The sequence below is a fragment of the Koromonas humicola genome, assembly GCF_059726255.1.
In genome coordinates this window covers 3,699,027-3,712,748 of record NZ_AP040873.1, presented here as the reverse complement: position 1 = coordinate 3,712,748, position 13,722 = coordinate 3,699,027, and the positions used below count along the sequence as shown (strand labels likewise).

The window sequence follows — 13,722 nt, the reverse complement described above, 5'->3', positions numbered from 1 at the left end:
TCTATGCAAAAGATTGTGAGCGAGGCGGCACAGGTGCGAGTATGATCCGTCTGACATGGCCATCACCATAGATTCGCTCGATCATTTGGTTCTCACCGTCGCCAACCTGGATGCCGCCGTTGACTTTTACACGGAAGTGCTTGGCATGGAGTTATCAACCGTAGATGGCCGCAAGGCCCTTGCCTTCGGCGAGCAGATGATCAAGCTTCAGCAGCGCGGGCACGAGGTCAACCCCAAGGCGGCCCATCCCACTAGCGGAGCAGGCGACATCTGCTTGATTACCTCGACTCCTCTTGATGAAGTAATTCGCGAACTCAACGAACAAAAGATTCGCATCGAGGATGGTCCCGTGGAGCGCAACGGAGCGATGGGTAGAATGCGTTCCATCTATCTTCGCGACCCCGACAAGAATTTGGTTGAAATCTCAAACTACTAAGGCAGGTGGCAACTCAATCCACATATGCCGCTCGGGCATATGTGGAGTATCTGAGTGCTTGTTGATATGAGCGAAAGACAGGAGCGGCAGCGGATATTACTTCTTCGTCGCTGCTGTCTGGGGTTCCAGCTTGCGGGCGACCGAGTCGAGCACGCCATTGATAAACTGCACCGACTCAGGGGTGGAGAATCTGCGTGCGATTTCCAGCGCTTCGTTGATAATTACCGGGCGCGGAGTTTTCGGGAATCCAAGGAATTCCGCCACTCCTGCGCGTAGGATGTTGCGATCCACGGCCGCCATGCGCTCCAGCCGCCAGTGCTCGGTGTGACCTTCGAGCAACTGGCTGATCTCGTCATAGCGCTCCATGGCAACCCGGAAAATGTCGTCCGCAAAATTGCGGACGCTGTCTTCGAGGTCGCGGCGCTCGGCCCAAAAAGTTTTGCGCACGTGTTCGACCGACTGCTTACCCATATCAGCCTGGAACAGCATTTGCAGCGCCAGTTCGCGTGATTTACGTCTTGTACCCATGATTCCTTCTGTTGTTACTTGTTCTGGAGCGTGCGCTTCAGTGCAGCCAATTCCAGGGCGGCCAATGCAGCCTCAAAACCCTTGTTGCCCATTTTCAATCCTGCGCGATCGATGGCCTGTTCGAGAGTGTCGCAAGTGAGCACGCCAAAGCCGATCGGAACACCTGTTGCAAGCGTGACCTCGCCAATGCCGCGCGTCACTTCGTTCACGATTACATCGTAGTGCGCGGTGTCTCCACGAAGCAGGCAGCCGATACCGACCAGGGCGTCATACTTTCCAGTTTCGGCCAGCATTTTGGCCGTGGCAGGGATTTCGAATGCTCCCGGAACGCGAATGATCTCGATATCAGATGCGACGGCACCGGTGCGCCGAAGTGCGTCAGTCGCACCGCTCAGCAGTCGCTCGGTGATAAAAGCATTGAATCGCGAGACAATCACGGCGAACTTCATGCCCGTCGCGTCCAGTTGCGATTCTTTTGTCGGCTGTCGCCAATTCTCGTTGTAGCTGAAAACAGCTAGTCGCCCGAAACCTGCTGGGATTTCCAGCACGAACACGCGCGCGCCCCAATCGTGATCCGCAATTTCCTGAACGAACTTATAGCCCTTCGCACGCGCAGCTTCAGCGACGATATCGGCGTTGTCGACCTCAACCACGAGTTCGGCCGGAGGCATATCCTGGCCTATCGCCAGTTCGACACCCGATTCAAAAGCTTCGAATTTGCGTCCTTGGGAGCGGCGTCCATTCCAGGACTCGCCTGGAGCGAAGCCCAGTGCGGAAAAGAACTCTTCGAGCGAGCGGAAGTCCTCGTCCGAGGCAGGCAGCATTAAGCGATGAAATGAGCGAATCACATCCTCTTTTTTATCACAGTACCGGCTCCTCAGGAGCACCAAGGGCGGCAGTCACGCGTTACATGACCGAATCTGAACCTGGTGCTCATCCGAGACGTGCTCACCCATTCGGCTATTAAGCGCTCTTGAATTGAGGCGCGCGCTTTTCGAGAAACGCCCGCGTTCCCTCGTTCTTGTCCTCGGTGGCGCAGCACAGACCAAACAGCGAAGCTTCATAAGACAATGCTTCGCGGAGTGGCATCTCCATGCCCCTGTTCACCGCTTCCAAGCAGTATCGGGTCGCCAGCGGCGCATTGGCAATGATGCGATGGGCCAAAGCTTCGGCATGAGTCAGCAATTCGGCAGCTGGCAGAACTGCGTTCACCAACCCGATCCGATACGCTTCCTCCGCCCGCAGCATCTCGCCAGTCAAGACGATGTGGAGCGCCACGCCTTTTCCAACCAGCCTGGGCAGGCGCTGCGATCCACCATAACCGGGAATCAGACCTAGCTTGATTTCTGGTTGTCCGAATCGTGCATTTTCCGAGGCAACGCGAATCGTGCAGGCGAGTGCCAGTTCGCAGCCTCCGCCCAAAGCAAAACCGTTCACTGCCGCGATCACTGGCTTGCCACAGTTTTCGATTAGCGAAAACACAGCCTGACCGCGCTGCGCCAACATTTCGCCTTCGGTTGCGTTCAACTTGGCGAGTTCGGCGATGTCGGCACCCGCGACAAAAGCTTTGTCCCCTTCGCCCGTGATAATCGCTACCCGCACATCGTCATCGTCGCGAACCGACTGGAAGGCCAGCATTAGTTCGCGAAGTGTGGCGTTGTTCAGGGCGTTCAGCACCTTCGGGCGCGCAATGGTGATGAATGCTATCTGACTTCTTTTTTCGTACCGGAGATTTTCAAATGGCGGCAACGCAGGCATAGACGTTCTCCTGAATGACCCACGAGTGTACCAATGGAAGATGATGCAGACAATCCGGCTGGCGGGAAGGGAAATGTGAGTCGTGACCCAGGTTGCGACCGCGACTGCAGACGCAATCCTGGGTATCGGACTTCTATTAGGCGGAGTTTTACGGCTTAGGATTCTTCACTGCGCGTACGCAGCACATCGCGTATCTCACGATTAATCTTGGCGGCATCACGCGTTGCTTGGTCAATGAGGTCGATCCACTTCTTATTAGTGTCATCGAATTTGGCCTGACTGAGGAGGTACGTGGCCTGCATGATGGTTTCGATGGAGTTGCTGAGGTCATGCGCAAGCGTGCGGAGTTCCTTGCTAATCGGCAAAGGAATCTTTTGCACTGATTCGGGATTTGGTTCGGACATGAATCTCCTCTGCTTGTAATCTCGCTTGGCGCTGAGAAATCTATGGATGAGGTGCGGCGTCCAATGGAAGCCCTGAGGGACAAAATGCCCGGACCCCATTCCGTACAACCTCGAGTCAGACTCTTAGGGCCGACCAGCAAAACTATAGTCGCAACCTGCTGATTCCGCAAAACGCACTAGTGTAGATTCCCGATCCTTCGCCTTGTATTCACCTCTTAATTACCTATCTGCCTGCACCCCCCTGAGGTCGAGCAGCTTAGGTAATCGGGCAGAAAAACAGCGTCCCCTTAGGCTTTCAGCGAACAGCAGTTACGCCCTGCACAGCTTACCCTCCAGTCAGTCCAAAAATACCAATTCATCTGCAGTACCGATTTTCTGCAGTACCGAGTTCTGAGCTGGATCGCGGTTTCGTGAGCAAGTGCCACTTCGTCACGAAGCAAATGCTTGGGCCTTGAGGGGAAGTATTAATGAAACGATTCGTATTGACGCTAGTCCTCGCAACCTCGTCCTTGCTTTCCGCCAGCACCCCCGTGGTGCCAAACACAACTCTTGCCGCCGAAACCAGCAATAACACCAGCGCGGCTTCAACCTTCCAGACGCAATCGAACGGCAACATTGGCGCCACCAATGTCAGCAAAGTTTCCATCAAGTCGCTTTTCTATCCCGGATTTAACGGCAAGGTTTACGCCCACCTGATGGCATGGTTTGGCAGCACCAGCCACATGAACGTCGGCTACGAGTCCAACAACTCCACCCAGGTCGCCAAGCAGGTTGCCGATATGGCCAGCCGCGGACTCGATGGTGCCATCGTTGATTGGTATGGCCCTGGTAACACCCGCGTCAATGGCGCAACGAAGTTGCTGCGCGCCGAAGCCGAGAAGCGCAGCGGATTCCAGTTCGCCATCATGGAAGATGTGGGTGCGTTGAAGGCTTGCGCCGCCACCTATGGTTGCAACGTCACCACCCAGATGATTTCGGATCTGACGTACGCCTACAACAATTTCGAAACCTCTTCCACCTACATCCGTTACAACGGTCGTCCCGTCGTCTTCTTCTTCGGAGTCGAGAGGTATTCAATCGACTGGGCGCGTGTGAAGTCGAGCGTTCCCGGAAATCCCATCTTCATCCAGCGCAATGCCAGTGCCTTCACCAACTCGGCCTTTGGCGGCGCCTTCGCATGGGTTTCCCCGAATGCTTCCAATCCTTCGGACATCGGCAGTGGTTATCTCCAGAACTTTTACAACACCGCCGTCAACAACCTGCCTGACCTCGCCTACGGCACTCTTTACAAGGGCTTCAACGACAAACTCGCAGCTTGGAGCGCCAACCGCGTGATGTATCAGAACTGCGGTCAGACCTTCCTGAACGGTTTTGCCCAGATGGCGAAGTACTACTCTTCGGCTCGTCAGATGTTCGCCGTTCAACTCGCCACCTGGAACGACTACGAAGAGGGAACGGAACTCGAGAGCGGCATCGACAACTGCGTCAGCATCAGCGGTTCGTCTTCGGGATCCAAGGTCTCCTGGAGTATCAGCGGCAACAGCAACACTCTCAGCTACTACCGTGTCTTCGTTTCAACCGATGGCACCAATCTGATGAAGGTTGCAGACGTGCCCGTCACACAGACCTCGTATGACTTCAGCGGTTTCGCCCTGGCTTCCGGAAGCTACAAGGTGTTCGTCAAAGCAGTAGGGAAGCCCTTCATGAAGAATCACATGACCGGCGCCGTACCGCTTAACATCGGTGTGAATCCGCCCACCACAAGCACAACCACAAGTAGCAGCTACGGCGTCACCGTGACCTCTCCCACACCGAATGCAACCGTAAGCGGAGCCGTGAACTTCACCGCAACCGCAAGGTCTGCAAATCCGATCACCTCCATGCGGATCTACGTGGATGGTGTGAGCAAATATCTAACCTATACGGCGAGCCTCAACACTAGCCTGACGCTGAGCACCGGCACGCGCGCAGTCACCGTGCAGGCTTGGGACAGCAAAGGTGCGATCTACAAGACGAGCCTCAGTATCACCGTGAAGTAACAAGCGGTAACTGCAACAAAACCTGAAGGGGCGATTAACTCGCCCCTCTTTTTATGTTGCTTTGAGGGTGTCATCCTGAGCGAAGCGAAGGACCCCGGCCGCCGCCTGCATCTTCACCGCCGCCCGAGGTCACCAACCACCAGTCCCCCGCGCCCCTACGATGCATCCGCTCTACCGCAACTCCAACACAATGGGCGTATGGTCCGAAGGCTTCTCCATCCCTCGCGGCCCTTTGTCGATCTCGCATCGCACCAGCCTGTCCGCCAGCGCGGGCGACAGTAGGAAGTGATCGATCCTGATCCCGCGATTGTTCTGGAACGCCTGCCGGAAGTAATCCCAGAACGTGAAGCACCCCGCTTCTCCCGGATGTAGCTTCCTGAACGCATCCGTGTATCCCATCTCCAGCAGTGCTCGATACGCCGCTCTCGGCTCTGGTTGGAATAGAGCATCCTTCGCCCACGATGCTGGCTTATGGCAGTCCAGGTCTTCGGGAATGACGTTCATATCTCCTGCCACGACCACCGGAAGCCCCCCGTCCACCCACACTTTCATCTGCTTGGATACTCGTTCCATCCACGCCAGCTTGTAGGCAAAATTCTCGCTCCCCACCGGATTTCCATTTGGCATATACACGTTCACTACGCGAATTCCATCGATCTTCGTTTCGAGGAATCGCGCATGGCTATCTTGCTCATTGCCCATCAGCGCAGTGCACAGCGTCTCTATCGGAGTTCGCGACAACGTGGCCACGCCGTTGTATGCCTTCTGCGTCACCGCCGCGCTCTCGTATCCCAGCTCCTTGAACGCCTCTGCCGGAAACTCCGTTCCCTTCAGTTCCTGCATCAGCAGCACGTCCGGTTGCACGGCGCCGAGCCACGATTTCACATGCTCCATCCGCGCACGTATCGAATTCACATTCCAGCTAGCGATTTTGATAGTCATCTCTCCCGGTTGGAATTCACAAACACCACGTACATCATCCCCTGCTTGCCCGCTGCATCGTCGGTATTGGAACCCAGCGTCAAGCTCTCTTCCTGCGCTGCCATGTGCGAATAAACCCGCATGGCTACTCCATTCACCCCAATGGTCATCGCTGTCGGCTTGAACTGCTGCAAGAGCCAGCCCGGTACTCCGAGGCGTTCATCATGAGCGATGTAGACCGCGCTACCACCTACAATGCGCAACTGCATCAAGTCCACCGCCGAATACATGCTCTCGCGGTAGCTCGCCTGCACCCACTCCGCACCGGCCAACTCTCGTGGCAGCTCCGTCATTGCCGATGGCGCATCATAATACGCGCTTTTCCCATTCGCCGCCGCGGACTCGACGTGCACCGCTGTCCCAGCTGGCCCGGAATAGTTGAATGCCAGCAAAAACCTTCCCGCCGACTCACGCGCCGGACTCGCCACCGACTCGATCTCTCCCGAGCTGTTTACCAGATGCGCTTCGGGCACCGCGGGCATTTGCGTTGCCAGTCCATCCTTCGCCACAAATGCATTCGATTCCAACTGCAGCATCGCTGCGCTGAGTCCATCGCTGTTCGCCTCCAGCGTAACTACTCCCGCCGTCCTCGTCGCCCGAATTGCCACCCGATTCACTCCCGCCTCTAAATCGAGATACCGATTGTTCGTCGATTTCACCTTGCCGCTGTTGTACCCCCCGCGCCACACTCCCGGCCCGCTCAGTTCAAAATCCACTCGCCCCTGCCAAGTCGGAACCCGCTCGCCCCTCGCGTCCACCGCCTCCACGTCGACCAGCGCAACATCCGATCCATCCGCCCTCCATCCTCCTGGCCCCGTGATCGGTGTCATCGTCAGCGCCACCGCTGCTCCAGTCGTGTGCCTGCGATCCTCGGCAACCACCTTCCCCTGCCGATACGCCACTGCCCGCAGTTCACCTGCCGCGCACCGCACATCAGGAAACGTAAACAGATACCCGTCCGACCTCTCGCCTCGCCCCAGCGACACTCCATTCAGAAACAGTTCCACCGCCTCGCCGTTCGATGCCACATACACCGGCTTCCTCGTCCCCTCCGAATAATTCCAGTGCCCAACGATATGCACCTGCGGATCGCCCCTCCACATCGTCGCGCAGACGAAATAAGCCTCTTTCGGCAGACGCACGCCGTCCACCTCGCCACCCGCGCGTGCCACCTCCACTCCCACGCGTCCGCCGCTCGTCGAGTCCGAAAAAATCCAGTTCGCTCCGCCCGAGTGATCTCGCGCTCCCAGCTTCCTCACATACTGCGCCACCTGATTCACTGCAAACTGTTCGGACGTCAACTGGTACGTCTGCCCCTTCGCTTCCGGATACCCAAAGTTCGGCGGTGTCGCCGTATCCCACACTCTTCGCGGAGACTCCTCTCGATCGTACTCACCCTCCACCACCGGTAACTCGGCGATTTCGCGTCCGCCCTCGGTCCCCACTCCCACTTCCATAAACTCTGTCGTCGTCTTGTCGGCCCTCCGATACCCCACCACGCGCCCGCCATGCGGATCAAATCGATCCACAATCTCGTGCAGCTCTTTCGCATGCTCGCGCGTGACTTTCTGATTTCCCGCCTCCCACATCACAATCGACGGATTGTTCCTGAAATAGAGGACCGCATCCCTGAAAGCCTCCACCCTCAGCTTCCATGCCGCTTTCACCGTGTCCGATTCTCCATCCACCCCCGGCTGATCCACCACCATCCCCAGCCTGTCCGAAGCCGCAATCTGCGCCTCCCCTGCAGCCGCGTGTCCCCAGCGCACGAAATTCCCGCCTGCATCCTTCATCATTTGCAGCGTGTAAAAATGCATCCAGTCCGGCATCGCCGCACCCAGTCCCGGCCATTCATCTGTAGGCTTCTGTCCCCAGCCGTGCAGCTTTACGTGCTCGCCATTCAAAAAGAAACCTCGCTTCGCATCCCACCTCGCCACCCGAATCCCCAGCGGAATCTCGCTCCGATCCACCGCCGCGCCCTTCACGACGATCGTGCTCACTACGCTATACAGCGTCGGATGTTCCGTTGACCATGCCTCCGGCTTCCCAATCCTCGTCCGTAGCGTGAACGTTCTCCGTTCTCCCGCCTCCATCGCCACCTGCTGCGAAGCCGCTCCCACCGCCTTCCCGCTCTCATCCACCACCTCAATGCGCAGTTCGCAGTGTTGTCGTGTTGTGCGCCCATTCACCACCGGCACTTCCACCGCAATTTCTGCTGCGTCGTTCTCCACCTTCGTTGCATACGCATACGGCCCCGCCGTCTGTAAAAAGCTCCACAGCGGAAGCTCCACATGCAGCGGGTCCACCACATACAGCCGCACGTTGCGATAAATCCCTCCATGCGCCGGATGCCAGTGCGGATTGTTCCACGGAATCTGATCCGCCCTCAGTTCCTCTATCTTGTCCGGCAGCGCCTCATTCTGCTCTCGCGCCATCGCCACCAGATCGGTATTCACCACCGGCCCCAGCGCCCCTGCCTTTCGCAGAGCCTCCGCTGTTCCCGCATCCAGCGGATCCCGTGCAAACCGGTTGTCGCACATCACTGCCAGCACGTTCTCCTGTGAGCCAAACTTCAACTGCTCCGTCAGCTCAAATCCAAATGGCGTAAACCCCGTCTTGCTCGTCCCCAGCAGCACGCCATTCAAGTAAACTTCGGCAACCTGCCGCACTCCCTCAAACTCGATGAACACTCGCTTTCCGCGATACTCCTGTGGCAGCCTGAACCGTCTTCGATACCACGTCCTTCCGCTCCACTGATTCTGCTCGCCGCGGTGTCCTGGCAGCGACCAGTCGTCAAACGTATCGACATCATTGAATGTATGTGGAAGCGACACCGACTCCCATGCACCATCATCGAATGCGATCCTCTGCGCACCAGCCGGGTCCGACTTTGTAAACCGCCAGTCCGCGTCAAAGTTCCAAATCTTGCGTTCCACCTGTGGTGCAGCAAACAACTGCTCGCATAGCAGCAAAAACAACAACGCACTCAACCATCCCTTCGGCGCACGACAAATCTTTCCCATGCTCTTCCTGCCCAACGTTTTTTCAACGACACCATTCTATGCCCGCAAATAGAAAGGCCCTCGTGCATTCAAGCACAAGAGCCGTTCCTATAACTCGCAGTTCCTTACTTCTTGTCGCGGTCGTAATCGAGATACACAACATGGGTTTGCAAATACTCGTCCAGCCCGTGCGAGCCGTCCGCGCCACCGATACCCGACTTCCTCCATCCTGCGTGGAATCCCTGCATGGCTTCAAAGTTTTCGCGATTCACATATGTCTCGCCAAACTTCAATTCATTGCAGGCGCGCATTGTCGTGTCGAGGTCAGTCGTGTAGATGGACGACGTTAGTCCGTACTCGCAATCGTTGGCCTTTTCGATCGCTTCATCCAGATCCTTGTACGTGGTCACTGGCAGCACCGGTCCAAAGATTTCTTTCTGCATGATCTGCGTTTCGTGCTTGCATTCGGTCAGCACCGTCGGCTCAAAGTAGAAACCCTTCTTCGTCGCCATCCTCTTGCCGCCCGTGACGATTTTGGCGCCGTCGTTTACGGCTTTCTCCACCGCTGCAGTGACATTCTCCAACTGCTGCTTGCTGACGAGTGGACCCATCTCGACTTCGGGCTGCGCTAGCACATCGCCTACTGTTGTGGCTTTCATCAGCTTCGTGACTTTCTCTACGAATTTGTCGGCTACAGATTCGTGGACATACACGCGCTCTGCGCAATTGCACACTTGGCCCGTGTTGATGATCCTCGATGCGCAAATTGCCTTTGCCGCCAAATCCAAGTCCGCACTCGGCGTCACTATTGCCGGAGCTTTGCCGCCGAGTTCGAGCGACACCTTGGTCACGTTTTCGGATGCAGCCCTCATCACGGCTACGCCGCCTTCTACGCTGCCTGTCATGCTAATCATGCCGACCTTCGGATTGCCAGCCAGTGCGTTGCCCACAACTGATCCAGAACCAGACACGAGGTTGAACACGCCTCTCGGCAATGTTGATTTCGCCACCAGTTCGGCAAACAAATACGCATTCAGAGGGGTCTCACTGCTGGGTTTAATCACAATTGTGTTGCCTGTCACCAGCGCCGGAGCCATCTTCCGAGCGATCAGGAAGAACGGGAAGTTCCAGGGCAGAATCCCGGCAATCACGCCGATTGGCAATTTGAATAGCAGTATATTTTCATTCGGGCGATCGCTCTGGATAACCTCACCCATATAGCGACGTGCGAACTCAGCCATGTAATCGAAGTAGCTCGCCGTGAATTCTGCTTCGACCTTGGCCAGGCTCAGGATCTTGCCTTGTTCTTCGCTCAGCGTGTGAGCAATCTCATCCACATGCGCGCGAACGATGGATGCAATCTCTCGCAGGTAGCCTGCACGCTGAATCGCAGGCAGTTTTGCCCAGCTCTTCTGCGCTTTTTCTGCCGCCAGCACTGCCGCATCTGCGTCCGCAGCAGTGCACGCGGGAACTTCTGCTATGAATTCTTCGTTTGACGGATTGATAACTGGAATCGTCTTGCCGCTCGACGTGTCGGCAAATTGACCATCGATGAACATTCTGTAGTGTGTACTCGCGACCGTATGATTCATCAGATAACTCCTTCTCACGATGGCATCCTGCATAGGTGGCAATCGCGGAGCAAATTATCCTCCCGCTCCCGCCAAGGACGCAGTGCTATCGAAGCAAAATTTTGACTGCAATTTGCTATTCGTAAAAAATAGAAGTTTCTGGAAGAGGGACTAAGGCCTGCAGGGAACAGCCGCGTTGCCACTCGTCATCGTTAGTTCCTGCCTGGCGGCATTTCAACTTCGGCTCGCATCTGAGAAGCTAACCAATTTCCTATGTTGTAGAGGAGAGCTTATGAAGAAACTTTTGCTGTTTATTTCGCTCTGGTTGAGTTGCGCTGGAGCCTGGGCACAACGCCTTCCGGCGTCTGCCATTCCCACGCACTATCAAATCACTTTTCAGCCTGAGTTCTCCAACAACACCTTCATCGGTGATGAGACCATTGATGTCCAGGTGCCAGCACCCACGCGCACCATTACTCTCAATGCCGTCGATATCAAGTTTGATCGCGCCACTGTGACCGCCGCCGGAAACACCCAGACTGCGAAGATTGCGCTCAACGCCGCCGATCAGATGGCAACGCTCACCTTCGACAACGCAATCCCCGCCGGCGCTGCCACGCTCACGATTCACTACACAGGCGTGCTCAACAGCAAATTGCGTGGCCTTTATGTCAGTCAGGGTACCCATCGCAAGTACGCGGTGACACAGTTCGAATCCACCAGTGCGCGCTGGGCGTTTCCGTCATTCGACGAACCCGCCTACAAGGCCACGTTTGACATAGCCGCCGTCGTCGATGCCGGAGACACCGCCATCTCGAATGGCAGCATCGTGTCCGACACGCCCGGCCCCGGCAACAAGCACACCATCAAATTCAGCACCAGTCCCAAGATGTCCACCTACCTTGTCGCCCTCGCCATCGGCGACTGGAAGTGCATCAGTGGCGAGCAGGACGGCATTCCTCTTCGCATCTGCTCCGTCCCGGGCAAGGAAGCGCAAGGTGCCTACGCCCTCGAAGCCACCAAGCACATCCTCGAGTTCTACGACCGCTACTACGGCATCAAGTATCCGTTCAAGAAGCTCGATCAGCTTGCTGTTCCCGACTTCGAAGCCGGAGCCATGGAAAACACCGGAGCAATCTTCTATCGTGAGCCACTCTTGCTCGGCGACGAGAAGACCATGTCCCAAGGCAACAAGCGCGAGATCGCCTCTGTGATCGCTCACGAGATGGCGCACCAGTGGTTCGGCGATCTTGTCACTATGAAGTGGTGGGACGACATCTGGCTCAACGAAGGCTTCGCCACGTGGATGGCCTCCAAGCCCTTGGAAGCATGGAAGCCCGAGTGGAAGGTCGAACTTGATCGCGTGCGCCGCGCCAGCCAATCGATGGATGTGGACTCCGTGCAAGCCACGCGCCCCATTCGCAACCAGGCGTCCACGCCCAAGGAAATCGATGCGCTCTTTGACGGCATCGCCTACGGCAAAACCGCTGCGGTTCTCGATATGCTCGAGTCCTATCTAGGACACGAAGAGTTTCGCAAAGGCGTAAGCAGCTATCTCTCGGCTCACTCATTTGCCAACGCTACCGCCGAAGATTTCTGGGGCGCTATGACCGCCTCCTCGGGCAAGCCCGTGGATAAGATCATGCCATCCTTTGTTACCCAGGCTGGCGTGCCCTTCGTGCAACTCGCATCTCAGTGCACCAACGGCACTACACACATCGACGCCTCGCAGAAGCGCTTCTTCTTTGATTCAAAGCTGTTCAATGCTTCGACTGGGACCGTCTGGCAGATTCCACTTTGTATGAAGGTCGCCGGAGATAATGCCGGAACTCAGCACTGCCAGCTCCTCGGTGCCGCGCAGCAGAGCTTCACGGTGCAGGGATGCGGGTGGGTATTTCCCAATTCCAACGCCGTGGGCTATTACCGTTATGGGTATGACCCCAGCACGTTGCAGCGCACCGGCACCAACCTTGAGCAGTCCCTCACTCCTGCCGAGCGCATTTCTCTGCTCGACAACGAATGGGCCCTCGTGCGTTCCGGAGCCCATCGCGTGCCCGACTATCTTTCGCTTCTCGAAAACCTGCGTCAGGATCACACTCGCGTTCTGGTTGAGGAAGCTGTCACTCGCCTCACGTACATGTATCGCTACCTGTTGACTGACGCGGACCGCCCGCAGTTCCAGTCCTTTGTTCGCGCCTACCTCCAGCCCATGCTCGACCAAACTGGTATAGCGCCCAAGCCGGGCGAATCACCCGAAACTGCATCGCTTCGCGCATTGGCTTTCCGAACTCTCGGCAACATCGGCGAAGATACCAAGGTCATCGCGCACAGCCGCCAACTGACCAAGTCCTACATGTCTGATCCCAAGTCGGTGGAGCCAAACCTTGCGCAAGCTGCTGTCCGCGTCGCCGCCGAACACGGCGATGCGCAGCTCTACGACGCATTCCGCCAGAAGCTGAATACTGCCGAGAGCCCGCAGGAGTACTACACGTACTTCATGGCCCTCGCCAATTTCCGCGACCCCGCCCTGCTGCGCCGCACTCTTGAGTGGACTCTCACCCCTGCCGTGCGCAATCAGGATCTGTTCGTGACCGGCATAGTGCTTCAGAATGGCTTCGCGACCGAGCAGAGCTGGCAGTTTGTGAAGTCTCACTATGACGATTACAAGAAGAAGTCCACCGATCGCGGTCCGCGCTTCATCATCAGCGCTACTAGTTCGTTCTGCGATCCTAACCTACGCAAGGAAGCCGATGAGTTTCTAGCGCAGCATCCTGAACCCGGTGCCGAACGCGAAATGCGCGAGGCTCAGGAAACCTCGACCGGCTGTGTAGAAATGAAACAGCGCAACGCCGCGCCTCTATCCCAGTGGCTCACTCAGCACCGAGCCAGCACCGCGACGGGCCAGCAGTAGCGCAGCAACCTTGAGGGTTGAATCTGGAATTGAGAATTTGGTATGGTGCCCCCACATCTGCCGTATCAGCAGATGTGGGGTTCTTGCTTTTG

10 protein-coding genes are annotated in these 13,722 nt (G+C 56.8%); 3 read left to right on the top strand and 7 right to left on the bottom strand.

The genetic code is table 11. The features are described from left to right. Positions 1-55 precede the first annotated feature (55 nt). On the top strand, positions 56-436 hold the full coding sequence (locus AC6IZD_RS16255) for a VOC family protein (protein WP_497784500.1): 381 nt from the start codon (positions 56-58) through the stop codon (positions 434-436). Positions 437-532: 96 nt separating this feature from the next. Here the strand turns inward: AC6IZD_RS16255 and nusB are convergent, their stop codons facing one another. The 4 genes from nusB to AC6IZD_RS16235 all read right to left on the bottom strand — a co-directional run bounded on the left by nusB (position 533) and on the right by AC6IZD_RS16235 (position 3,126). Next, positions 533-964: a transcription antitermination factor NusB gene (gene nusB / locus AC6IZD_RS16250; protein WP_497784499.1), complete on the bottom strand. Its 432-nt coding sequence runs from the start codon at positions 962-964 to the stop codon at positions 533-535. A gap of 14 nt (positions 965-978) precedes the next feature. Beyond that, positions 979-1,812: a 6,7-dimethyl-8-ribityllumazine synthase gene (ribH, locus tag AC6IZD_RS16245; RefSeq protein ID WP_497784498.1), complete on the bottom strand. Its 834-nt coding sequence runs from the start codon at positions 1,810-1,812 to the stop codon at positions 979-981. A gap of 115 nt (positions 1,813-1,927) precedes the next feature. Beyond that, positions 1,928-2,722: an enoyl-CoA hydratase-related protein gene (locus AC6IZD_RS16240; RefSeq protein WP_497784497.1), complete on the bottom strand. Its 795-nt coding sequence runs from the start codon at positions 2,720-2,722 to the stop codon at positions 1,928-1,930. 155 nt (positions 2,723-2,877) lie between these two features. Further along, entirely contained in the window at positions 2,878-3,126 is a 249-nt protein-coding gene (locus tag AC6IZD_RS16235; protein WP_497784496.1) for a hypothetical protein, read from the bottom strand. A 467-nt stretch (positions 3,127-3,593) separates the two neighbouring features. Between AC6IZD_RS16235 and AC6IZD_RS16230 the strand changes: the two genes are divergently transcribed. Continuing rightward, a complete protein-coding gene (locus AC6IZD_RS16230; RefSeq protein WP_497784495.1) occupies positions 3,594-5,165 on the top strand; it encodes an Ig-like domain-containing protein in 1,572 nt (523 codons plus the stop codon). Between the two features lie 171 nt (positions 5,166-5,336). On the opposite strand, the gene xth is transcribed toward AC6IZD_RS16230, so the two are convergent. From xth to aldA, 3 genes are all read right to left on the bottom strand, one after another. Then, complete coding sequence (gene xth, locus AC6IZD_RS16225) at positions 5,337-6,107, bottom strand: exodeoxyribonuclease III (protein WP_497784494.1); 771 nt, start codon at positions 6,105-6,107, stop codon at positions 5,337-5,339. Continuing rightward, on the bottom strand, positions 6,104-9,169 hold the full coding sequence (locus AC6IZD_RS16220) for a glycoside hydrolase family 2 protein (protein ID WP_497784493.1): 3,066 nt from the start codon (positions 9,167-9,169) through the stop codon (positions 6,104-6,106). Before AC6IZD_RS16220 ends, xth begins: the two co-directional genes overlap by 4 nt. A 104-nt stretch (positions 9,170-9,273) precedes the next feature. Next, positions 9,274-10,740 (bottom strand): aldehyde dehydrogenase, encoded by a 1,467-nt coding sequence (gene aldA / locus AC6IZD_RS16215; RefSeq protein WP_497784492.1) that lies wholly within the window; start codon positions 10,738-10,740, stop codon positions 9,274-9,276. Positions 10,741-11,011: 271 nt separating this feature from the next. Here aldA and AC6IZD_RS16210 point away from each other — a divergent pair, with 271 nt between their 5' ends. Next, the gene (locus tag AC6IZD_RS16210) at positions 11,012-13,630 is read left to right on the top strand and encodes a M1 family metallopeptidase (RefSeq protein ID WP_497784491.1); all 2,619 of its coding nucleotides are present in this window, start codon (positions 11,012-11,014) and stop codon (positions 13,628-13,630) included. Positions 13,631-13,722: the final 92 nt, after the last annotated feature.

What these genes read in the sequence shown, in the direction of transcription:
- AC6IZD_RS16255 (WP_497784500.1), top strand. Translation starts at nt 56, where the DNA reads ATGGCCATCACCATAGATTCGCTCGATCATTTGGTTCTCACCGTCGCC.
- nusB (WP_497784499.1), bottom strand. Translation starts at nt 964, where the DNA reads ATGGGTACAAGACGTAAATCACGCGAACTGGCGCTGCAAATGCTGTTC.
- AC6IZD_RS16240 (WP_497784497.1), bottom strand. Translation starts at nt 2,722, where the DNA reads ATGCCTGCGTTGCCGCCATTTGAAAATCTCCGGTACGAAAAAAGAAGT.
- AC6IZD_RS16235 (WP_497784496.1), bottom strand. Translation starts at nt 3,126, where the DNA reads ATGTCCGAACCAAATCCCGAATCAGTGCAAAAGATTCCTTTGCCGATT.
- AC6IZD_RS16230 (WP_497784495.1), top strand. Translation starts at nt 3,594, where the DNA reads ATGAAACGATTCGTATTGACGCTAGTCCTCGCAACCTCGTCCTTGCTT.
- xth (WP_497784494.1), bottom strand. Translation starts at nt 6,107, where the DNA reads ATGACTATCAAAATCGCTAGCTGGAATGTGAATTCGATACGTGCGCGG.
- AC6IZD_RS16220 (WP_497784493.1), bottom strand. Translation starts at nt 9,169, where the DNA reads ATGGGAAAGATTTGTCGTGCGCCGAAGGGATGGTTGAGTGCGTTGTTG.
- aldA (WP_497784492.1), bottom strand. Translation starts at nt 10,740, where the DNA reads ATGAATCATACGGTCGCGAGTACACACTACAGAATGTTCATCGATGGT.
- AC6IZD_RS16210 (WP_497784491.1), top strand. Translation starts at nt 11,012, where the DNA reads ATGAAGAAACTTTTGCTGTTTATTTCGCTCTGGTTGAGTTGCGCTGGA.